Genomic DNA, 24,417 nt, shown 5'->3' on the forward strand with positions numbered 1-24,417 from the left:
ACAAGAACATTGACATGAGTTTAGAATTGTCACGATAAAAATGCCAAATAAAAAAAAGAGGATTATTTGTCTATTCATAACTTTAACTTTTTAAATGCTCTAATACTAGTCGTGCAGTTTTTTTACCTATTTTGCCTAACGTTTGAAGCTACGTAACGACGAGCATTTACTTGCAGTCGGTGTCAAACCGCTAATAATTTTATTTAATGTTAGATGTGTCAAGTTGCCCATGTCTGCTCGTTGTTATCGTAGGTGGTGTTACCAATATGTGCATTTATTGTTATTTCTTGCAGTTTGTGTCAAAAACCATTGAGGCTAATTTAGTCTTTTTTTAGTCAGGGCGGTTGTGTGTCGGCATTTAAATTTTTGTGAGAAGGGATTTTTCATTTTTTCTTTAGTCTTTGTCAAGTTGCAGTGAGGTTTATACAGAGCGAGGGCAGGCAAAAAGGATAACCTCTTTACGCTTTTTTGCACTTCGACAGGCTCAGTGTGACATCCATAGCTGCATTGCGGAAAAGCGGAAGTCAAGTAGATAAGGGGAATTTCGCCCCAAACCTCTCACAGAACCGTACGTGAAAGTCTCCCTTCATACGGCTCTTGTCATTCAAATCATTACCTGTAACCTGATGCCCAATGAACAAATAAAGACGGTTGCGTTTGTTGCATTTCTTTCAGCAATGAATATGCTCTTCTCGTGCTACGTAGCAAACTTTTGTATTTGTTTTTCATCCATTTTATTAGTCTCTTGTGAAACTGCTTGAATATTGAGGCAAGTTTGGAAGGACGATATTTACCATAGTAGTTTATCCAGCCTCGTATTTTCGGATTTAGCTCTTTGGCTATTTCTTCTATCGTGCGGGTACTCCATCTTTGTATACTCGTCTTTCTTATTTCCTCTAATATTCGCTTCCTCGACTTTGTGCTTATTGCTAAATCAAAACCAAGAAACAAATATCCTGCTTTTGTCTTTGATGGTCTCGGTTTAAAACTGAATCCAAGAAAATCAAATTTGACATTTTCATAATCTCCTGTTCGCTTATGGTCTTTGCAATAAACAATTTTCGTCTTTTCGGGATGCAATTCGAGTTCACATTCCTCTAATCTCGTCCTTATCATACTTAATACCAACTCTGCTTGTTCTTTGTTTTTGCAATGAACTATTACATCATCTGCGTAACGAACAAATCTCACATTTCTGCATGTTTTCATTAACCATTTATCCAAAGCATAATGTAGAAACAAATTTGCTAACAATGGACTGATTACACCGCCCTGCGGCGTTCCTTTTCCATTTTTGTATATCAGCTCTCCATTTGCCTTTTCTATTGGCATTTCAAGCCATCGCTTAATATACATTTTTAACCATGCCTCTTTTACATGTCTGTCTATGGCTAATAATAACTTCTCATGGCTTATGTTATCAAAGAACCCTTTTATGTCAAGGTCTATCACCCAATTGTACAGCCAACAATTTCGCCTCACTTGTGCTAATGCTCCATGAGTGCTTTTTAATGGTCGGTATCCGTATGAATTAGGGCTAAATTCCTTCTCTAATCTTGGTTCAAGGTAATCTTTTATCACCATTTGTGCTATCCTGTCCCCTACTGTTGGTATCCCCAATTTTCGGACTTTTCCATCTCCTTTGGGTATCTCCACTTCTTTTACTGGTGGTGGAAAATAGCTACCAGATGATAGACGATTCCAAATTTTGTACAGATTGCCTTCTTTATTCTTATCGAAATCTTCGATACTTACTTCATCTACGCCTGCACTACCTTTGTTCGCTCTTACCTTCTTGTAAGCTACCTTCACCATTTCTTCTGTTACTGGTACTGACTTTCCCATGTCCATTTCAATCTTTCCCTGCATCGCAGGGTTGTTTAAATTTACACTTTTGAATGACCTAAACCCTTCGCTCCTCTTCCATTACAGAAGACTCTTCACTACTACGGTTTAGTCCGTTTCCGTTACCGCTTCGGTACTATTTGCCTCGTGCTTGTACACTTGTGCATTTCCCTTTGTTTGCCCTGCGAATCCTTATGGTAGCATTAAATTGGCAAACTAACATCGGTATCCGGTTTATCCCACGTTCCATATACAAGCATGATTAGAGTTCATGCCACCTTTATATCGGTTGTCACATAGCCAGTAAAACAGGTAACCGCTATGCTAATCCTGTCATAACCACAAGCACAACAGTTTTGACAACGTGTTAAGTGGTCTCGATACTTCTTCAGTGGTTTACTTGCGTTCATCTCCTCTAACCGCACCTGATTTTGTCTTGCAAAACCTTTTTCTTATCGCTCAATACCTTGACCTTAAATCAAAGCACCATAAGACGGTTTGATAAATGCTCCTGTAAGCCCTTATCGGTGGGTCGTTTCCACCATCTTGTATATAGCATGTTAAAGAACTTTGAACTTATGCTCTTTTCCTTCGTGGCACACTGTGGTTAGACTTGTGTGATGGGAAATTTCATTATGGTTGCTTTCGATTCCCTGTCAAATTAGCAGCCTGTTTCAACTTGTACTGTCAATATTTCTATTTTGTTATGCAGTTTCAACTTTTTGCATAGCAGAAACATCTTTTGTTATGTTAAAAACAACTTTTGTCATTGAAGAAACATCTTTTGTTATGCCTAAAACATCTTTTGTCATTGAAGTTTTAACAATTGTAACGTGAAAAACATCTTTTGTCATTGAAGAAACATCTTTTGTTATGCCAAAAACATCTTTTGTAATGCAAGTTTTAACTTTTGTCAAGGTTAAAACATCTTTTGTCATGGCATTATCAACTTTTGTATTGGGTGTTTTAACTTTTGTTTGCTCCGTTTTAAATTATTTTCTTGGTTTTGTAAACTTTAATCTGCAAATAAGCTTATACTGGGGGCTATTTGCACCGAACAGAGACTTAATATAAGTTTTTGCTTCGGAAGCAACGTAATATAAGCCAACGGGTTCTTTGTAAAGAATTGCGTTACGTGAAAATTTTGCATTTGTTAATGGAATTGTGGCATTAATTACGGCTGTGTTTTTTGTTTTTAAGTCGTTGTATAAGGTTGTAAGGGCTGTAACCTTTAATTCGGCTTCGTTTGGGGTATATTGTGGAATAGATGAAAGGAACTTAATTAGTTTATCGAAATTGTCTAAACGGTTATCGTAGCCCATTTGTGATGTTGAAATATATTTCTGTTCCTGTTCAATGGTAATTTCTGCACCAGGAACAGGTTCGCCCTGTGCAGGTTCTGTTGAACTTATTTTAGGTGTTGCTCTACGTCCCTGAATTTTACGTGTATAAGTTTTTGCACTTTCTATAATTTGTTTGGAGATGTCGGAAGATTTTAAAGCGTTTGTAACTCTTGTAATAAGGATACTCAAGGGTTCGAAAGCTTCTTCACGTGCGTCTCGTGCAGTACGGTCAGCAGGAATTGCTGAATTGACAGTAGTGTTAGCATTTTTAGCTGTTGTTAAAAGTGTTTGCATTGGTGCTACTTTTAATGCTGTTTTAACTGGATTGTAGGTTGTACCATAACCGATACATTCGGCTATTAATACTTCGAAATTTGCAACGTTGTTGTAGTGGCTGGTTTCTGAACCGCGATGCTTTGAGATTTCATTAATTGTTGACATGATTGTAAGTTTTAGAATTGAATTTTACTTTTATAACGTAAAAAAGTCAATAATGTTGCAGAAAACAATGTGAAAAATAGAGTTTAAGATAAAAAAACATGAAAAACACAAATTTTTCAAAAAAATTAATTGTTTTATTTACTTAATAGTTATAAATTTGTATTATAAAAAACAATAAAGTGTTTTAGGTTCTTTTAATATTATTTGTAGCGTTAACTATTATTTTTGTTTTCGAAAACTGGTAATTTTCTATTCATGTATAAATAATAAGTCAAACGCTCATGCTATGGCGTGGGCGAACTTATTTGCATGAAGGGTATACCAGTACCTCGAAAACAGATATAGTTATGTCCCACGTCTTTTTTTATGCATATATATCTGCTCATTCATACAATCAATTCTCCGACATCTAAACGGAAACTGGAAAATTATCTTCCCAGCCTAACCAATATTTTATCTTTTGAAGTAGAAAATAACTGCTGTACATACGAAATACAAACTAATATTCGCAAAAAAGAACTAATAAAATTACTTGGCTTCTTTGTTAAAAAACTATCTCTAAATATAGATGAAAGGGTTGTTTTGTATGATACAAATATTTTGTCGAGCCTTCTTGAAAAACCAAGTAACAATGAGAAAATAATTTTAAATGGCGATGTTGAGAAAGAAAATAGAATTGAAGATATAATAATAGAAATGTTTAAGTATATAAATTTTAGGCAGGTTTTAGAAGAAGTACATAAAAATTATTTTGATTCATTACCAGAAAAACACAATACACAATAATAATAAATGAAAATAGAAGTAAGTGAAGAAACATTATTAAAAACAAATTATTGTAAGAATAATAAATTGTGTTTACATGGCGAATTACATCTTTGCTGTAAAGTAGTAAACTGTGTTGATGGAAAAATACACTTTGTTAAACCTATTACAAATTGTTATTGCAATTGTCTAATAAATTTTGGTAGTTCGTGTTTTTGTTGTTGTCCTACAAGAAAAGAAATATTTAACAAATACGAAAAGTAAAAAATCAAATATAAAATAGATAAATAATAGATAAAAATGTTATTGATTCATTACTTTACTTACAAAAATAGTGACTGTTCTAAAATCTGTGTTAAGAAGTCAGTTTGTTACTTTATTAATACTTTTTCTGAATATATTTTCTTACCATCATTAAATTTAACAAAGTATATTCCTTTAGGTTGACTTGATAAATCGATTTCGAAATTTGTCATAAAAGTTCTGAATGAATAAATGTTCTCGCCAAGAGAATTGTAAATATTTATGTCATTATTTATAGCATTTATTTGAGATTTTGAAATTGTAATATTTAGCTTTCCAGTCGTAGGATTGGGATAAATAAAAGATGAATTATTTAATGGTAATGGATTTTCATTTCCAATGTCTGAACTATTATCAAAATATTTGATTATTGTTCCATTAGTCCCAACGGCATAGCCTGTATTATTATTAGGAAAACATACAGAATTGAAAGTTTGTGATTGTATAGTAGCTAAAGACCAGATATTGCCACCATCTATTGTTTTTATTACTGTACCAGAATTAATGCCATTACCACCTACTGCATATCCAATATTGTCGTTTGTAAAATAAACCGAGTAAAGAGGATTTGTTTCATCTGTCAATTGTGATGTCCATGTCAAACCTGCATCAGTTGTTTTATAAATGGCAATTCCTGTTGAATAACTCATACCAACTGCATAACCAATGTTAAAAGAAGGAAAATGTATAGAGTAAATCGCTGTATATCCAGTAGGATCAATGATTTGAGTTGACCAATTTAGTCCACCATCAGTTGTTTTGTATATATTCGAAGAATAATTTACAAGGTAACCATTATTTATATCTGTAAAAAAAATATTAGGAATAGACATAACCATATCTAAAGAAATAGAAGATTGTAAAAACCAATTCTCACCGGCATTTATAGTTTTATAAATATAACAAGTACTAGCGCTGCTGTCAGTACCCAAAACATATCCAGTATTATTATCTGCAAAAAATATTGAACGGAAATAATAAAATGTTGCAGTAGTATTTTTTATTGTCCAAGAAGTTGCACCATTTGTTGTTTTTAATATTTTATTGGCATATATTGAATAGCCAGTATCATTGGATGTGAAAGAAATATAACTTGCAGTTCCTACAGGAGAAACAACAGACCAATTAGTACCACCATTTACTGTTTTTAAAAGTCCGCCATTTTCTTTTGTTATATATCCAGTATCAGGAGAAGGGAAAAATACACTTGTTAAAAAAGTTGAAGTCCCTGAAAATTGTGTAGTCCATTGTGCATTAACAATGTCTCCCAAAAAAGTAAGCATTGTCAAAAAGATTATTTTTTTCATTTTTGTATATTGTTTATGGTATTATATGGCATTGTTATACATATCACAAAATAAATTAATATCGGTAATTAGATATTATTGATTTACGACTTTGCTAACAAAAATATTTCCATCAGATGTAATTACTTTTACAAAATATATTCCTTTAGGATTTGAGGATAAATCAAACTGAGTATTTCCTGAAAAATTATCTTTTAAATACAATCTGTTTTTTAAAATATCAGAAATTTCAACGGAGAAGGAAATATTTTTATCAGAACAAGTAACATATAGAATTCCTAATGTGGGGTTTGGAAATACGTTAATTTTATAATTCCCGTTTGAATTAAAAAATTCCTGATTTGAAGCATTATTATTAATTCTTTTCTCAATTGGTGTACCAGAGGTATCAGGTATATCTGTACACGGTGGTTTAACAATGTTCATACATAACCTGTAGCCTGTTTGTGTTGCAGTATCTGTTAGAGAAATAATTATTTGATAAGTGCCGGGGTTGGCATAATATACAGATGGATTTTTAATATTTGAAAACTGAGGATTGGCACTGGTACCAAAATTCCAGATATAAGTATATTGGTCAAGGGTATCGCCGTCAATACCATTAAAATGTAATGTATCATACCCGCAAGGCATTGCAGGTAAATTAACAGTAATACAGGTATCTTCTGAAGTTGATTCAAATGTAGTAGGTTGTGGTATTGTATCTGTTATGAAGTTTTCACCACAACCAACTGGTTCAATATAAGCATGAAAAGTTGAACCTTCTTGAGCATGAAATCCGGGTTTTAATTCAATTTGTTCACCTGCTTTATAGTTTACCCATGGTAATGTTTGAGAGTCTATAATCTGTGTTGATGTAATTGAATTAAATGCAACTAAATTTTGAGGAGTATTAACATTTCCCAATAAATACCTGTCATTATAATTCTCGTAGGAAATACCACCATAAATAATTTGATATAGATTATAAAATATCATAAAATCAAGACCATTATAATTTCCATTTGGATCACAACAACCTTGTTGTTCAGTAATTATATCGCGCCATCTATAAGAGCCACTCCATCCACCCCAAATATCGTCAGTAGGACGATTTCCATTTCCATAATTATAAGGGCCTTCACATGGTGCGCTGTTTATTTGTGTTAATGCTTTAGATTGACTCATATATGTTGTACTTTTATTATGTAAAGCTTCATAAATCATTAAATAAAATGTTTCACTATTATAATAAGAAGTAACATTTTTAATACCCCACCCTGTTGCAGGGATATAAGCAGGAATATGAACACATGGTAACCAAGATGGACACCAGTTCCAGCAACATCCTAAATTAATAGTTATACCTACATGCCAAGATTTTCCAATTGCAGCAAGAGTAGCAGACATACTATTATTCCAAACAACACCACTATGGTGTAATCCAATTGGTTCCCAATTTGCTTCATCTAAACCAGCTTCAGGGTCAGCATAATTGTTATTGCAAGTATTATCAAAATAATTAGCAGCCTTAATAAAACCAAAAGCATAGCGTCTTGCATCACCCGGGCCTAATGCCCACCATATCCAAGAGTTATTCGGATTATGTACAGGAATTCCATCAGGTTCAAAAATTAACCAACGAATTGGTATAACTCCATTATCTTCATATTCATTCCTAACAAAAGTAATTATATTACATGCAATAGATTTACTTTTCGAATACTCCCAACTATTTATAGGGCAATACCTTCTTACAAAAGCTAATCCCTGCAATACTCCTATGACTTCATCTTGAGTCATTGCTTTTTTTGTAGTTTCTCCATCATAACAAGTACGTGAGTCAATAAAATCAGTATAACCGGGATGCCCTGCGGGTAAACCAAATGTATTGGTAGTACTATTCCAAACATTGTTAGCAAGTGTTAAATTTTTATTTAATAAATCCAAATGCCTTTCACCATTAGTAGTATGTCCATTACTTGCAATTGTATCCAAAAAATTGCAAGGATTACTTGGCATATTTTCACTTACAAAAAAACCATCTTCAACATCAGGATATCCCCAATAATTTTCGCATCTATCCATATAATTAGCAAATTGATTTAATGCCAAATTAATTTCATGTAAAGTATTTGCAGCTTCATTTGTTTGCCCGTTATCCGATAATAATTTATATTCAGTTGCAAGCATACTTAAATAATAGCCAAAATAAACACCATGTTGCCCATTTGAACTAATTTTATGAAAGGGGTCAGGATGAAGACCAACGTCTTCGGTAAAATCATTCCTTTGAGAAATTATTTCACTTTCACCTTGTCTTGTGCCAGGTATTACAAAATAATTTAAACGATTTCGATAATGCCAGTATTTGAGCATGTTTTCAGTTCCACTTTGAGCAAAAGAATTAATGTAAACATTAACAAATAATATTAAGAAAATTATTTTTCTCATAACTAATATTTTTTAAATGAAATAATATAATTTCTACTATTAAAGTCAGTTGTTATTTTTAATTTACTCTCTGTTAATTTCAATATTTTCCATTCGCTTCTCCCGCCTCCTAATGGGCCTATGTCTTTATATAGAGATGTATCTCCAAAATTAATATGCATTATCTTTTTATTATTAGAAAAAGTAAAACGACCTCCCATCGAAGGCATTTTACTATTATAAAAATTCACTTTGTTATCGGAATCCAGACTTCCGTCTGGGTAATAAAGAGTTATTTTCATTATACCTCCACAACTATCATTATAATATTGTAAAGAGTCAATACCATCTGAGGTAAATCCAATTACTTGCCAATCTCCATTTAATCTTTTTTCTACTGAACGAAAACTGAGCATAGGACCGTCTTTGTATCTGCAACCTGATAAAATAGTTGTTAATACAATTAAAATAAACAGGAACTTTTTCATTTAACTTTATTTTTTAAGTTCTTCGATTACTTTCTTCAATTCATCAATCTGTTTTTGCAAACTAATAATATACAAGGCTTGTTCTTCTGTTTTTTGTAAAACAAGATTTTGAAATTCGCCTACATTCATTCCATTTTCTTTTACTTCTTTTGCTGATGGAATTTTAGGTAAATGATGATTTTGTTTTATATAATTTTCGAGTTCGTAAATGGTCATTAAGTTATAATCGTCATTAAAAACAAAGTCTCCTAAATGACCCATCTTAACAATAACATCCCTTGCCAAAACATGTCCGTTACCATAAACAATAAAATTATTGATTGTGTCTTTTTTAACTGCAAGTGCAATAGTATTATCGCCTGTAGTGCCTACATTTGCTATTATTCCATAACCATGTGAAGTTGAATCAAATGAAGTTTCAACGATTAATCCAGTTTTAATATTATCTGATTTAATATATAGTTTTGAGGTTGGTGTAAGTGTGCCAATGCCAACTGTACCGTCTGATTGTAGTCTCATTATTTCATTATAGTTATTAGTAGCATTTCTGAGAGTAAAAGTAAAATTACCGGCTTTCTGATAGCGATCAGGTTGCATTAAAGTAATATATCCAACAGCTGTATTGCCTCCACTTATCCCTTTTGCCCTAAATCCTATAGAAGAATGTTGTGAATTAGTTTGAGCATTATTGAAATTATCAAGCAGTAAAGATGGAATTGGTGCTACTGTTGGTGAATAAGAAACCGTATCAATGACTGAAATATGTAATTTTCTTTCAGGAAAAGATGTTCCAATACCAACGTTTCCCCTAGTAGCATTAATTATAGTAGCATTTTGAGCTAGATTCATACCGCACTGAATATATAAATTACTTCCTTGTGTAGTATATAGAAGATTATATGCAGTATTCATCACTATTGAACTATCTCCAAAATGTATCAAACTATCCCCAACTAAAGATGTAATCCTACTTGTTCTTATTTTATCATTAACATTCAAACTTTCAAAATTAGTTTGCCCGGAAACATTCAAATTAGAGGTATAAATTGAATTTGATGAAATATTTCCCGGTGTATTTATATTGCCATTTACTTGCACATCTCCTGTAACATCTAATTTGAATTTTAGCTTTACATCGCCCTTGAAATTTGATTCACCATAAAAGGCTTTAGTACTATCCATTATTATTGAGTCGGCTTTAAGTGCTGCCGATTTTAATTCCTGTGTAGCATATATTTTTCCTGTATTAACTTCGCTTGTTGCATTAACTTTATCGGTAATAATAATTCCACCACCTACATATAAATTTTCTGAAATTCTAACATCCCCATCAATATCAAGTTTAAATAATGGGTGATCAGTACCTATTCCAATATTTCCGGGAGTCATTGTAAAAATATCTGGATCATGAAATTGCCAGTAATTTTGAGGAGTAGGAACATTTCCCCATGTACCGTTACCTAAGAATACTTTTGTTGCATCATTTGGAAATGCTGTTGGAATTAATTTACCTGAATTGTCAAAAGAAACAATTCCATTACCAACATTAGATAATGAATTTAATAATATACCGCCGCCTGGATTTATTTGTAATGCAAGCGCATTATTTACCTTTATTAAAAGGGCTTGGTTATTCGATGTGCCAAAAGCCTCGCCAGAAAAAATGGAGTTAAGTCCTGTTGACCATTTCTGACCTGATTGAGAAAAGGCAGAAAAATTAAAAGTTACAAATAACATTGTTGTAACAAATAATAATGAAATTATTTTTCTTTTCATATTTAGGTGTATTTAGTTTAAAATTATCAAAGTCATTTTACGGAGTAAATATTGTAAGGTTATTGTATTTTGGCTGTTATTTATAAACATGATTTTAACAATGTTATGAACAATTGTTTGAAGAAGATGGTTGGGGAAGATTTGGCTCTTTGACTTTTGCGAAGGAATTGCTTGTGTAGTGGGCAAAAGGCAATGTGCCAAATGTGCAAGGGCAAAACCTAACTGCCTGATAAGGCAGAGTGCGGTGGCAGAAAAATTTAAATTATTAGGTTGGGCTAGAGTGTCGGCAGTCTTAAAAGTCATTTTATTTTTTTATTTTAGTCAATATACAAAACTGTCAAATATACGATTTTTTGTCTTTTCTATGCATTATTGGTAACGGTTGCAGCTTGGCATAGTTGCGTTATTTCTTGCAGTCATTGTCCAAATGTAATAAAGTTGATTAAGGAAAGCAAATTTATTTAACATTCTACCAGCAATTATGCTAAGGTGGTGTTAGCAATCTGTAGCAGTGCTGCTCAAATTCAGCAATACAGCGTCAAAGAGAAGCGATTTGAACAACGGTTTCAAGTTGTAATAATGTTTCGAACTTAGTTTCCGGCTGATTTGTTGCAGCATTTTCTTTTCAGGATTGTCATGCGAGGAATGTGCGGTTTTGGGCTGGGTAAAAAATTTAGGTCTGGCCACAATTATTTGGGTCAAATTATTGTGATTGCTCCTGCTTTGTCAAAAAGAACGGATTTGCTCTTTTGAGTGATTAGCGAAAAAAGTGCAAAGAACAAATTTGTCATTGAAAAACTGCCGTTTTTTTGCGCTGAGAAATTTTTTACGAAGTGAAGCATGCCTTGTGCGTTCTGCTATAGTTGCTAACACCCTTATAGGTTATATATCGTCATACTTATTCGGCTAATGGTGGACGTATATGTATTACTCGAGTTGTTTTTTATATTTTGTTCTTTATTATCCATTTTTATTTTGCCATTATCAAATATATTACAATATATCAACTAAAACAAATCATCGTAAGGTGATTTGATTTTTTGTAAGTAATGAGAACTTACATGTGTATATATTTCGGTTGTTTTCGAACTTCTATGACCAAGCAATTCCTGAATATAGCGTAAATCAGTTCCCGATTCTAATAAATGCGTTGCATAACTGTGACGTAACCAATGTAAAGTTACTGGCTTGGTTATTTTAGTTTTTTCTAAAGCTTGCTTTAAAATACTTTGTAAACTCTGTTCGCTATACCTTTCGCCTGGAGCATTTCCTTCAAAAAGCCAAACTTTTGGTTTGTATAAACGAAAGTATTCTCTTAACATTTCAATTATTTTTATTGTAATTGGAACAACTCTATCTTTATTCCCTTTAGCATTTCTTATCATTAACAATCCACGCTTACTATTAACATCTAAAGGTTTTAAATTTAATAACTCACTTCTGCGTAAACCACATGCATATATTAAACTTAACATTGTACTGTGTTTAATGTTTGCATGAGATTTTAAAATTAATGATACCTCTTCTTTACTTAATACATTTGGCAATTTATGCTGAGTTCTTGGTCTTTCTATTTTATCTACCTCAAATTCACATTTTACAATTTCTTTGAAAAATATTTTAGCTCCATTAATAACCTGATTTTGATACGCATAACTTAATTTTTTATTTATAATATACTCGTTAACAAAATTAATCATGTCACTGTTATTTATTTCAATTAAAGGTTTTGGCCAGATAAATGATAAAAAAACTTTAAGACATTCAGTATAATTGTTTATTGTTGCTTCGCTATATCGTTTATGCTTCATCCATGATTTGAATTCAGATATTTTTCCTGAATAATCATCAGAAAAGGGTTTAAAATGCTTAACTTTTTTCTCAGATTTTGGTTTATCAAATTCATTTGTATCAATTGATAAATCTGGCGATTTTTTATCTATAGCAGAAAAATCAAAGTAAGCTAGATTACCTAAACCTGAATAAATTTTATTTCTATTAAATTCACTTTCGTATATATACCATTTATTATTTGTTTGACTCCAACTTGCAAAAGTTTGAGTTTTAACTGCCATATTTAATTCATTATTATAATTAAATAAAATAAATATTACGGGCCTGTTTCGATGTGTGCCAGGTTCAAAAGTAATTTTAGATTTCATATAAGTTATTGTTTGAATAGAATATTCAGAAAAAATAATTTCTATTAAATATAACCTTTATGATAAGTGTATTGCAAATTTAACCGTACATTTGTTCGTTTAATATACTTATAATATACTTATGTATTCAAAATTAACTAATGTAGTAGCTTCAAAATGTGCTGAATGTGGCAAAACATTAAAAGGTCGTTTAGGACAGAAATTTTGTAATGTTTATTGTAAATCAGCATATCATTATAAAAATTCAAAACTAAAAGAATCTAGTATTTATGTTAGGGTTGATACTATACTTAAACATAATCGCCGGGTTTTGAAACAATATAATTTATCAGGACAATCACAGGTAAAAGAAGAAGTACTAATTAACGAAGGATTCAATTTTGACTATTATACCACAACTTGGAAAGCAAAAAATGGAAATATTTATTACTTCTGTTACGAATTTGGATATCGTAATCTTGAAGATGGAAAATATATGTTAATAATGTGGCAAGACTATATGAATAAAAGAAAATTTTTATAGCTCACAAAACTCATTTTCTATATTTTAATCACGGCACAGCCCCGTCAGTCCCATGTCTGTTAACCGCAAAACAACGAGACGACAAGGCAAATATTAATACTTTACAAACACTCTTCAAATATATAATAAAAAATCGCTGTAACAAAAAAATAGATTAATTGTTATATCATTTTGACATTTTATTTCACATGCTAAATAACAGCTTTTTAATTATGTTATTTTATCTTTTGATTTTAATTGTTTTTAAAAAACATAACAATCTGAATTACATGTATTTTATTCCCCATGTCAATCGTTAATTAGAATAAAAAAACCGACTTATGTCGGTTTCTTTATTCTTCTAATATATGTTACTGCACTACAATCTTCTTTAATCCCGTTGTTTGATTATTGTTATCAACAAGTCTGATAAGATAAATACCTGAGCCTAATTCTTTAAGATTTATGTAACTTTCTCCTGAAGAAATATCAGATATAGTTTTAATTATTTCTCCTGTAATATTCACTACTTCTATTGAGTATATTCCAGTATTATTAATTAAAATTATTGCATCATTAACAACAGGGTTTGGATAAACATCAAAAGTACTTTGTAATTCAGGTGTTATTTGAATCTGTGTTGGCATCGAAATAGTATTTAATGTAGAATTTGTTATAACCGGAGCATTATAATCAAAATATATTGCTGCACTATTTGTTATTTGTGTTCCTATAGGTAATGCTGGTTTTGGATCAATCGAATAAACAACGTGTCCCATACTTCCATTTAAATCAATACTACTATCCGGAAGAAAAATATTTTCAAAATTAAACCGAATAACATTTGGAGCCGGCCATGTTGTGTACATATAATGACTACTAGATAAAATTCTTAAAGAATTAATATCCAAATCAGAATCTAGTGTGTCGTCAATATATATATTATAAGCATAATATGTTCCTGTATTCTGGAAATTTATTGTGTAAATAAGTTCTTGTGTTGGCGATATATTTCCGGCTGCACCTGCACCTCTGGGGAATACCGCTTTATCATTTGGATCCCATGAAGTTACTACCGGAAAACAAAATTCACCTGTATTGTTATTAGGATTAAGATCTCCGATTATTGGTGTAGTTAAAATATTTACACAAACGGTATCGCCAATTGTAGCAGTTGTACTTGTTATAACATTAAAATAATTGGAAACAAAAGCGTTTGAATTAAAGGTAACCTGATATATTAGCGTATCACCACTAATAGTTATTGGAATCGATGATGTTACCGAATTATCATAGGTTAATAACGGATCGAGTAATATTTTAACTGTTGCTGTTAAAGGCGAATTACAAGTGAAATTGTAAGTTGTAACCCCCATAACCCTTGATTGGCCAGGAATGCAGCCTGTTGGATGAATAATGCTGGCAAAGTTAAAACCGGTTGGAGAACAATAATAACCAAAATTATTTGACGTAGAAGGTATTGTGTTTATCTGAATTGATTGCGGACAGAAATCGATAAGATTTATAGAAGGAGAATATTGATTTCTTGGATAAACAGTATAATTATATCCTATTGGAACATTTGGAAATTCATATTGACCTGATATATCAGAATAAACATATTCAATAAATTGATTGTTTTGATAAAGATCTGCGCGCTGATAAGAGTAAGCTGTTTCTCCACCATCTAATGTGCAGTTATTATTAAAATCATTATAAATATTTCCGCTAACAACTCCGCATGTGTTGCTTATTATAATCGGTATAGTGCAAGTAAATATTTGACCACTTTCTGTAATTGTTAAAGTAGCCTGATACGATCCTGCAGTTGAATAAGAATGTGTAAAAACGTGGTTAAAATAACCTGTACCTGAGCTAAATTGAGCTGATTGTCCGTCACCAAAATCTACATTAAAGTCAGCAATATGCTGAAAATTGCCATAATAATTAATATTAAAAGTTGGAATAGCAGGAACCTGGCAAAATAAAGATCCTTCATTGGTGTAAAATGTTGTAGAATCAATCTGGGCTTTTATTTCATTAGAATTTAGAATTAAAATAAAAATTCCGATAAATAATCTGTAAATTGTTTTCATAGTATTTTATTGTTTGTTTTTCTATAAACTCAGAAAATAAAAATAGTTGCCTTAAAAAACAAATTTAGAACAAATTTTATAAATAAATATTTAGTAATCATTAAATCATTAGTTTTATCATTAGATTTCATTTTTTTGTATATTTGTTAAAAACAAATTATATGAAAAATTTAATATTAGTAATTACACTTTTTGCATTTATATATTTCACAATATCCGTAAATGCACAGGAAACATTACCAGTAAATAAAAATAACGATTCAATTGAATACACATTAAATGGTACCATAGCATCGAAAACAGGAAAAACAGTAAATATTAAAATTAATAACCAGAGAACTATTCCAACAGTTGGCCAAACCGGAATACTTCAAAAATATTTTGAAGAAGAAATATTTGGCATGAAAACAACAGGTTGGCTGGATATTGGTAAAATGAAAGTTACTTCTGTTAAACCTGATATGGTTTCAATGACAATTATTGAAGAACATAGTGTAGTTACCAAAAACGGACAAAAAGTAGACAACTTTAAAATTGGGAAAATTGTAAATTTTAACTGGAAAACAGTAAAATAGTTTTTTAACGAGAGTTCTTTATTATTTGTCATTCTGAACATAGTGAAGAACTTTCTCACCGAAGGTAATCTATATTCCTGACAAATATACACCTCGATTCGCCGCGACGGACTCTCAGTATGACATTTGGGTTAGTATTGCTGTCAGGTCTTTCGACCTGATTGTTTTAAATTCGTGAAATTAGTGTCTTATTACTTCTTATCCAGTTTTTCGTAAACCGAATTTGCACTTATAAACTCCGGTACAATCTCCTTCATTTGTGCAACAACATTGTAATTATCATATGTATTTATTGATTCCAGAAGTTTCTCAATTTTACTATTCACATCATTATAATCATATGATCTAACCTTTGCAATCATTATTTGAGGATGATAAGTAGGAACGGTATTTTCTTTATCATTTAGTAATTCTTCGTATATTTTTTCTCCAGGTCTTAACCCTGTAAAAGTTATTTTAATGTCTTTATCTTCAATCAAACCCGAAAGACGAATCATCTTTTTTGCAAGATCAACAATTTTTACAGATTTACCCATATCGAAAATAAAAATCTCGCCACCTTTGCCCATTGCTGCAGCCTCCAAAACAAGCTGACAGGCCTCGGGAATAGTCATAAAATAACGGGTAATTTCAGGGTGTGTAACTGTAATTGGTCCACCATTTTCAATTTGCGCTCTGAATCTCGGAATTACCGAACCATTTGAACCCAAAACATTACCAAAGCGTGTTGTTATAAAACGGGTTTCAGAAATTGTAGATAATGATTGAGTATATATTTCGGCAACTCTTTTTGATGCACCCATAACATTAGTAGGGTTGACAGCTTTGTCAGTTGAAATCATAACAAATCTCTCAACTTTATGCACATGTGCCAGAAATGCAAGAGTTTTAGTTCCTAACACATTGGTTAAAACAGCTTCTGCAGGATTTTTTTCCATCATTGGAACATGCTTGTATGCACCAGCATGGTAAATAACAGTTGGCTTATACCTTTCAATTATATAGTTTATCCTTCCTGCATTTGTTAAGTCGCCAATAATTAATTTAAAATCAGTAAATCCTAAATCTTCTAATTCAAGCGATAAGTCATTAAGCGGAGTCTCTGCCTGATCAAAAAGAACTATATTCTTAGGTTTAAACTTAGTTAACTGAATTACCATTTCGCGACCTATTGACCCTGCTGCACCTGTTACCATAACAACCTTTCCAAGTATCTGCGATTTTATATTTTCTTTATCAAGTTGAATAGGGTCGCGTTCTAACAAATCTTCAATTTTAATTTGTTTTAGCTGATTAGCACTCAATTCACCATTAATCCATTTTGAAGCTTCAGGAATAGTAAGAATATTAACATTTAAGCTAAAACAAATATCAGTAATGTTGTTTTTTATTTCCGATGATGTAAAAGTTGTTGCAAAAACAACAGAGGTTATATTATATTTCTCGATTAAATAAGCAAGTTTATCATAAGAATAAATGTCAATTCCTTCAAATTTATTTCTACTCTTTTTACCTGAAGGATCGATAAAGGCAACTGCACGGTATTTAATTTCTATGTCATTATCAAAAGCTCTCTTAACAGTGTGAGCTAATTCATCAATTCCAATTATTATTATGTCAGACCTCTTTCTGTTTGGATTAACATACTCAAAATAAAGCGACTTTACTAACAATCTGGAAAACGTTAAAACAAATACTGTTATCAAAAAATCTAAAATAATTATTGAGAACGGAATAATAAAAACATGATTAAACGTGTAATATGTTATAGCATCTATACCGGCAAAAGAAACACTTCCAAAAAGAGTAACAAGAAATATTCTCTCTGCATCTTTTGTACTTGCATATCTTACCAATCCTGCATATAATCTGCTTATCAAAAAACTTAACGCCCTTATCACAAGAATTATCGGCAAAACATAATAAAACATCGGTATTAATTCGTGATATGGAATAGAAAAATTAAATCTTAATAAATAAGAAAGAAAAACCGAAAACACACAAATTAAAATATCAATTAAAAAGACCACCCACCGAGGTGTGTTTTTTCTTAAAAGTTCCATTTATTTATATTAAGAATTACGACAAATGTACAAATTGCAATTTTAAAATTCACTCTTTTTATTTAAGTTCTTTTAATCAAACACATAATATATATCTGTACGTCAACTATTTTAACTCAATTATTTTTCTTTAAAACTTGTCAATAAAAATTTGTTTTTGGGTTTGGAAAAAATTCTATCTTTGTGACAAAATTGAAATTAAAAATTAAAATTAATGTCGCAGAAAACTGGTGAAATAGTACAGGTTATCGGTCCGGTGGTTGACGTAAGTTTCGAAAAAACCGGCGGTGTGCTTCCAAATATTTTAGAAGCGCTTGAAATAACTAGAGATAATGGTCAAAAGCTAATTATTGAGTGTCAGCAACATATAGGCGAAAACACTATCAGAGCCATAGCTATGGACTCTACTGATGGTCTTCGTCGCGGAATGACTGTAACTGCAAAAGGAAGTAACATTAAAATGCCAATTGGAAAACAGATAAAAGGCAGATTATTAAATGTTATCGGAGATGCTATTGATGGTCTTTCTGAAATGAAAAAAGATGAAGGTTATCCAATTCATGCTCACCCTCCAAAGTATGATCAGCTTTCTACCGAAACTGAAGTTCTTTTTACCGGTATTAAAGTTATCGACTTATTAGAGCCTTATTCAAAAGGTGGAAAAATTGGTTTGTTTGGTGGTGCTGGCGTTGGTAAAACCGTTATTATCATGGAGCTTATCAATAATATTGCAAAAGGATATAGCGGAACATCTGTATTTGCCGGAGTTGGTGAAAGAACCAGAGAAGGTAACGATTTACTTCGCGAAATGATTGAATCAGGCGTTGTAAAATACGGCGAAAAATTCCAGAAAAGTATGGAAGAAGGAAACTGGGATTTATCCTTGGTTGACCAGAACGAATTAGTAAACTCACAAGCTACAATGGTTTTCGGTCAAATGAACGAACCACCGGGAGCACGTGCTACTGTTGCTTTATCAGGTTTAACAATTGCTGAATATTATCGTGATGGCGATAAAGAAGAAGGTGGAAAAGGTAAAGATATTTTATTCTTTGTTGACAATATTTTCCGTTTCACTCAAGCTGGTTCAGAAGTATCTGCTCTTTTAGGTCGTATGCCTTCAGCTGTAGGATACCAACCAACTTTAGCAACTGAAATGGGTGTTATGCAGGAAAGAATCACTTCAACAAAAAATGGTTCTATTACTTCGGTTCAGGCTGTTTATGTACCTGCTGATGACTTAACTGACCCTGCTCCTGCTACAACTTTCTCGCATCTTGATGCAACAACTGTTCTTTCACGTAAAATTTCTGAGCTTGGAATTTATCCTGCTGTTGACCCATTGGATTCAACCTCCAGAATTCTTACTCCCGAAATTATCGGACACGAACATTATGATTGTGCTCAAAGAGTTAAAGAAATATTACAACGTTATAAAGAATTACAGGATATTATCGCAATTCTTGGTATCGACGAACTTTCTGAAGAAGATAAACAAGTTGTTCACCGCGCACGTCGTGTTCAGCGTTTCTTATCACAACCTTTCCACGTTGCCGAACAATTTACTGGCCGTCAGGGTGTAATGGTTTCTATTGAAGATACAATTCGTGGATTTAATATGATTATTAACGGTGAAGTAGACCAATATCCAGAAGCAGCATTTAACCTTTGTGGAACAATTGAAGATGCTATTGCAAATGGTGAACGTATGCTTGCTGAAGCTAAGGCATAATAATTGACAATAGAAATTTATAAAATTGTTAATTATGATAGTTGAAATTTTAACACCAGAAAAAAGCCTTTTTACCGGAGAAGCTAAATTATTACAGCTTCCCGGTGCAGATGGCTCTTTTGAAATAATGAATAACCACGCTCCATTGATTTCTACATTATCCGAAGGAAAAATCAAAGTTGTTGAAACTAATGGCAACAAAGTTTTTTTCGATATTTTAGGAGGAATGGTTGAAATGTCATCCAACAAAATAACAGTTTTAGCTGAAGCTTAAAACACTCTTTTTATGAAACACTTACTTACTACCCTAATGTTATTCTTAGGAATAATCTCTTTGCACTCACAAGAGTTGGTAACTTTCGAAGCATCTGACGGACTTACTGTATCGGCAAATCTTTACGAAGTTGACGAAAGTTCACCTTATCTAATTCTTTTTCATCAGGCAGGGTATAGTAAAGGAGAATATAAAGCTTCTGCAATAAAACTATTAAAATTAGGATATAACTGCCTGGCAGTTGATTTACGTTCAGGCGGAGGAGTTAATTTTGTTCAAAACGAAACTGCAAATCTTGCTAAATCAAAAGGTATGTCAACAACTTACCTCGATGCTGAAAAAGACATGCTTGCTGCAATAGACTATGCATATGAAAAAAGCAAGAAGCAAGTTGTACTTTTAGGTAGTTCATATTCCGCATCTTTGGCATTAAAAATTGCAAATGGCAATTCAAAAGTAAAGGCTGTTGTTGCATTCAGTCCCGGTGAATATTTTCAACCTGATATGGTAATGAAAGATCAACTAAAAGGCTTTGACAAACCGGTTTTTGTTGCTTGCTCACAACGCGAATACGCTTATATGAATGAATTACTTACAAACATACCAGCATCTGACTTAAAAACTATTTTCAAGCCTCAGGATGGACTTGGAGAACATGGGTCAAAAAGCCTTTGGCAGGATTGTCCAACAAGTAAAGAATATTGGTTGGCACTTTTACTTTATTTCAAAAAGTTAGATAACATTAAGTAGGATACACTACTCATTTAAGCATTTTGAATTGTTGTACGTTCTACGTTGTACGTTCTACGTTGTACGTTGTACGTTCATTATTAATTGTTGTACGTTAATTGTTATACATTCTACGTTGTACGTTAATTGTTAATTGTTCTATGTTGTACGTTTCTTATAGAACAATGAACTATAACAACAAATTTTTCAACTCTTTGCCAACCCTATCCACAAAAATTTCTTATATACATTTTTAATTGATAGTAGCTTCATTACTAAAAAAGCTAAAATAACCCGGGTTAAAAATATCCACCAGAAACTTGCACCCAACACAACAAACACTAGTGTGTCTTCAATTATTGCATGTGCTAATACCATAAATACCGTAACAAGGCAGGCATCTTTGTGGCTTAATGCTTTCTTTTCAGAAAACTGAAATAATATTCCTGCACCATAAACAATACCTAATAAAAAACCAGCCAACCAGGGAATAAGTGCACTAGGTGATAAACCAATTAGCGATGAAAATCCTTGTAATTTATTTTTTATTACCTGACTGAATTTCCACTTTTTTAAAAGCTCATATAAAAAATTCATAACAAAGATTAAAACTAAAACCTGAAAACAAGTAACAACCATAGCTTTTATTGTATTTACCCAACTAAAAGTTTCAGGGTTCATATATGGATTAAGAACTGCACCTTTCATTTCATCAGGTAAAATTAAATTCATTAACATCCCTGCTAATAAGCCAAAAACAACTCTGAATAAAGAAAATCTTGCGTTTGCAAATTTCAGTTTAATAAGTATACCACTTTCTACTAAAAGATTATGCGAAAAACCAAGTATAATTCCAAGAATTGTAACCTGTTTAAATGTTAAATCTAATGCAGGAATAGTCGCAATACCAGCATAAACATTACCGAAGAAACCAGCCATCAGTGTTACTGCAGCTTCTCCCGGTAATCCTAATAATTTCATAAATGGGCTTAAAATTGGACTTACCCAAACAAAAAAACCAGAAAACTTTAATAAAGCAGCTAAAAGTGAAAATGGCACATATATCTTCACCAGCATCCACGATATCTTAAGCGATAACTTTCCGGTAGTTATAAATATTTCTTTCATTTTGAAAAAGTTTTCGAAATTATATTTAATTATCGAGAACTTATTAAAGCAGTATATTTTTTTTCTAACTATTAACTAAAACATAAAATAGTAATTACTAAAACAAAGCTCAGTCTCAATTTTATAAACTACTTTTGTATTTAAATTAACAATTTAATTATGAAATATTATTTTCTACTTTCTTTAATTATCTTATTCCCCATTTTAACAAAATCACAAGCCAATATTGCTGCTGCCAGAGCAATTACAGTAGGCACATCAGTTACAGTAACCGGAATAGTTTTGAACGGATCTGAACTTGGTAACACAAGATACATTCAGGATACAACAGCAGGAATTGCAATTTACAACGCATCTTCTGCTAATGCAGTTCTTAGTTCTGCCATTAAGGGAGATAAAATTACAGTAACAGGTATTTTAAAAAACTACAACTCATTATTAGAGATTGATCCGATAACAACAGCTACATTAATTTCCAGCTCACAGCCCTTACCAGCTATTCAAAACATAACACCAGCAGGAATGAACGAAAGTACAGAAAGCGAATTAGTTCAGATTAATCATTGTACAATTCAGGGAACCGGGAACTTTACAGCAAATACAAATTATACTTTTAATTCAAATGGAGAAACCGGACAACTAAGAATTGTGACCACCTGTCCGTTGGTAGGTCAGGCTATTCCTACCGGAGCAGTAAATATTTCGGGAATAGTTTCACAATATTCATTCACAGGTTATGGCGGGTATCAATTACTTATAAGAAATGGAATTGACATTGTTCCTGATTCGTCAATAATTATTACATCGCCAATTACAATAAGTAATATATCAACTAATGGTTTTACTTTAAACTGGACTACTAATATTACAGGTACTTCTCAAATTCAATACGGCAATACAACAAATCTAGAACTGGGAATTTTAAACGGAACAACAAATACAACAAATCACACAATTAATTTAACCGGAGCCAATGCTGCAGAAATATTTTATATAAAGGCATTCTCGGTTCACAATAACGATACAGCAAAAGCCTCTGTTCAAACATTCGTAACACAATCAAATTCCTCAGGAAATATAAAAGTTTACTTTACCAGAAGTGTTGATAATACTGTTTCAACAGGCACAAATGCAATTACACTAAACAGTTTAATTGATGATACTTTAATAAATTATATAAACCGCTCAAAATATACTCTGGATATTGCAATTTATAATTTTAGCACAACAAATCTTGCAAATATTACAGGAGCTATTAACAGTGCAAAAAGCAGAGGCGTTGCAGTAAGAATTGTGCATGACGGAGCTGCATCAAATACCGGACTTACTGGATTAGATGCATCAATCGGACAAATTTCAAATGGAAGTTCAAGTGGAATAATGCATAATAAATTTGTATTAATAGATACAGATTCACCAGATCCTGAAGATGCTATTGTATGGACAGGCTCAACAAACTGGACAGATTTGCAGATTAATAACACTGATGCGAATAATGTTATAATAATTCACGATCAGAGTCTTGCAAAAGCATACAAAATTGAATTTGAAGAAATGTATGGAAATTCGGGTTTATTGCCTAATGCTTCAAATGCAAAATTCGGAAGCTATAAAACTAATAATACTCCACATGAATTTATTATTGGCGGTAACAGAGTTGAGCTGTATTTCAGTCCTTCTGACAGTGTTACAGAAAGAATTATTGATGCAATAGAAACAGCAGATAATGAATTATATGTAGAAACTAATTTAATTACTAAAACAAACCTTGCTGATGCCATAAGTAATAAAGCAGGTTCTGGTGTTGTTACAAAAGCGATGGTAAATAGTCCGGGCAATTGCACACCTGCAGTAGTCTCTATACTTTCACTTGCATTAGGAAATAATTTTAAAGAATATATAGAAGGCGGAATTTTACATCATAAATTACTAATTTCAGATCCGAATTACACTACCTCCGACCCCCTTGTTTTAACCGGTTCACACAACTGGAGTTTATCTGCAGAAACTATAAATGATGAGAATACACTTGTTGTACATAATGCAACAATTGCAAATTTATATTATCAGGAATTTGTAAAACGATTTGGTTTAAGTTCTGTTATCACAAATAACAGTGAATTGCAAACAAATTACAATATTAATATTTATCCAAATCCATGCACTAATTTTTTTACATTAAATTTTCCAGAGAATTTAAAAACTGATCTTGAAATTAATTTATTTGAAATATCAGGTAAACTTATTTTTTCTGAAACAGCTAACTCAAAAAATAAAAATTCATTTTCTTTTAATGTTTCCAATTTGAGTAAAGGGTTATATATTTTGAAAATTCAAGACGAAAATTCATTAAATTTTCATCAGAAAATTTCAATTGAATAATCTTTATTAAATAATAATAATCAGTTTTTTTTCTTAAAAAACCTTTAATTGCAATAATAGAATAGCGTATTCGTTATAGAATTTCATTTAAAAT

At 31.8% G+C, this 24,417-nt stretch carries 18 protein-coding genes; 7 read left to right on the forward strand and 11 right to left on the reverse strand.

What is annotated here, in order from left to right; all coding sequences use genetic code 11:
* Positions 1-612: 612 nt before the first annotated feature.
* The 3 genes from ltrA to HY951_18150 form a co-directional block, all read right to left on the reverse strand.
* Entirely contained in the window at positions 613-1,851 is a 1,239-nt protein-coding gene (ltrA, locus tag HY951_18140; GenBank protein MBI5541982.1) for a group II intron reverse transcriptase/maturase, read from the reverse strand.
* A gap of 698 nt (positions 1,852-2,549) precedes the next feature.
* Positions 2,550-2,783, reverse strand: coding sequence for a hypothetical protein (locus tag HY951_18145; protein MBI5541983.1), 234 nt, complete (start codon positions 2,781-2,783; stop codon positions 2,550-2,552).
* Between the two features lie 54 nt (positions 2,784-2,837).
* Positions 2,838-3,629 (reverse strand): hypothetical protein, encoded by a 792-nt coding sequence (locus HY951_18150; GenBank protein MBI5541984.1) that lies wholly within the window; start codon positions 3,627-3,629, stop codon positions 2,838-2,840.
* 366 nt (positions 3,630-3,995) lie between these two features.
* Between HY951_18150 and HY951_18155 the strand changes: the two genes are divergently transcribed.
* Positions 3,996-4,415 carry a hypothetical protein gene (locus HY951_18155; GenBank protein MBI5541985.1) on the forward strand — a complete coding sequence of 140 codons (420 nt, stop codon included), beginning with the start codon at positions 3,996-3,998 and terminating at the stop codon, positions 4,413-4,415.
* A 350-nt stretch (positions 4,416-4,765) separates the two neighbouring features.
* On the opposite strand, the gene HY951_18160 is transcribed toward HY951_18155, so the two are convergent.
* From HY951_18160 to HY951_18180, 5 genes are all read right to left on the reverse strand, one after another.
* Complete coding sequence (locus HY951_18160) at positions 4,766-6,004, reverse strand: T9SS type A sorting domain-containing protein (protein MBI5541986.1); 1,239 nt, start codon at positions 6,002-6,004, stop codon at positions 4,766-4,768.
* Between the two features lie 75 nt (positions 6,005-6,079).
* Positions 6,080-8,437 (reverse strand): T9SS type A sorting domain-containing protein, encoded by a 2,358-nt coding sequence (locus HY951_18165; protein ID MBI5541987.1) that lies wholly within the window; start codon positions 8,435-8,437, stop codon positions 6,080-6,082.
* Positions 8,438-8,439: 2 nt separating this feature from the next.
* Entirely contained in the window at positions 8,440-8,904 is a 465-nt protein-coding gene (locus tag HY951_18170) for a hypothetical protein (GenBank protein ID MBI5541988.1), read from the reverse strand.
* 6 nt (positions 8,905-8,910) lie between these two features.
* Positions 8,911-10,680 carry a hypothetical protein gene (locus HY951_18175; protein MBI5541989.1) on the reverse strand — a complete coding sequence of 590 codons (1,770 nt, stop codon included), beginning with the start codon at positions 10,678-10,680 and terminating at the stop codon, positions 8,911-8,913.
* A gap of 1,007 nt (positions 10,681-11,687) precedes the next feature.
* On the reverse strand, positions 11,688-12,755 hold the full coding sequence (locus HY951_18180) for a tyrosine-type recombinase/integrase (GenBank protein MBI5541990.1): 1,068 nt from the start codon (positions 12,753-12,755) through the stop codon (positions 11,688-11,690).
* A gap of 208 nt (positions 12,756-12,963) precedes the next feature.
* Here HY951_18180 and HY951_18185 point away from each other — a divergent pair, with 208 nt between their 5' ends.
* Entirely contained in the window at positions 12,964-13,365 is a 402-nt protein-coding gene (locus tag HY951_18185; protein ID MBI5541991.1) for a hypothetical protein, read from the forward strand.
* Positions 13,366-13,715: 350 nt separating this feature from the next.
* Here the strand turns inward: HY951_18185 and HY951_18190 are convergent, their stop codons facing one another.
* Positions 13,716-15,440 carry a T9SS type A sorting domain-containing protein gene (locus HY951_18190; GenBank protein MBI5541992.1) on the reverse strand — a complete coding sequence of 575 codons (1,725 nt, stop codon included), beginning with the start codon at positions 15,438-15,440 and terminating at the stop codon, positions 13,716-13,718.
* A 161-nt stretch (positions 15,441-15,601) separates the two neighbouring features.
* Between HY951_18190 and HY951_18195 the strand changes: the two genes are divergently transcribed.
* Positions 15,602-16,015 (forward strand): hypothetical protein, encoded by a 414-nt coding sequence (locus HY951_18195; protein ID MBI5541993.1) that lies wholly within the window; start codon positions 15,602-15,604, stop codon positions 16,013-16,015.
* Positions 16,016-16,206: 191 nt separating this feature from the next.
* Here HY951_18195 and HY951_18200 read toward each other — a convergent pair whose 3' ends face one another.
* Positions 16,207-18,078 (reverse strand): polysaccharide biosynthesis protein, encoded by a 1,872-nt coding sequence (locus tag HY951_18200; protein MBI5541994.1) that lies wholly within the window; start codon positions 18,076-18,078, stop codon positions 16,207-16,209.
* Between the two features lie 214 nt (positions 18,079-18,292).
* On the opposite strand from HY951_18200, the gene HY951_18205 reads away from it, so the two are divergent.
* From HY951_18205 to HY951_18215, 3 genes are read left to right on the forward strand one after another with little or no spacing between them, the layout of a single operon-like run.
* Positions 18,293-19,810, forward strand: coding sequence for a F0F1 ATP synthase subunit beta (locus HY951_18205; GenBank protein MBI5541995.1), 1,518 nt, complete (start codon positions 18,293-18,295; stop codon positions 19,808-19,810).
* 34 nt (positions 19,811-19,844) lie between these two features.
* Entirely contained in the window at positions 19,845-20,084 is a 240-nt protein-coding gene (gene atpC / locus HY951_18210; protein MBI5541996.1) for an ATP synthase F1 subunit epsilon, read from the forward strand.
* 12 nt (positions 20,085-20,096) lie between these two features.
* Complete coding sequence (locus HY951_18215; GenBank protein ID MBI5541997.1) at positions 20,097-20,834, forward strand: dienelactone hydrolase family protein; 738 nt, start codon at positions 20,097-20,099, stop codon at positions 20,832-20,834.
* A gap of 186 nt (positions 20,835-21,020) precedes the next feature.
* Here HY951_18215 and HY951_18220 read toward each other — a convergent pair whose 3' ends face one another.
* Positions 21,021-21,941 carry a nucleoside recognition domain-containing protein gene (locus tag HY951_18220; GenBank protein MBI5541998.1) on the reverse strand — a complete coding sequence of 307 codons (921 nt, stop codon included), beginning with the start codon at positions 21,939-21,941 and terminating at the stop codon, positions 21,021-21,023.
* A 159-nt stretch (positions 21,942-22,100) separates the two neighbouring features.
* On the opposite strand from HY951_18220, the gene HY951_18225 reads away from it, so the two are divergent.
* Positions 22,101-24,323: a T9SS type A sorting domain-containing protein gene (locus HY951_18225; GenBank protein ID MBI5541999.1), complete on the forward strand. Its 2,223-nt coding sequence runs from the start codon at positions 22,101-22,103 to the stop codon at positions 24,321-24,323.
* Positions 24,324-24,417: the final 94 nt, after the last annotated feature.

The organism is Bacteroidia bacterium (assembly GCA_016218155.1).
GTDB lineage: Bacteria > Bacteroidota > Bacteroidia > Bacteroidales > GWA2-32-17 > GWA2-32-17.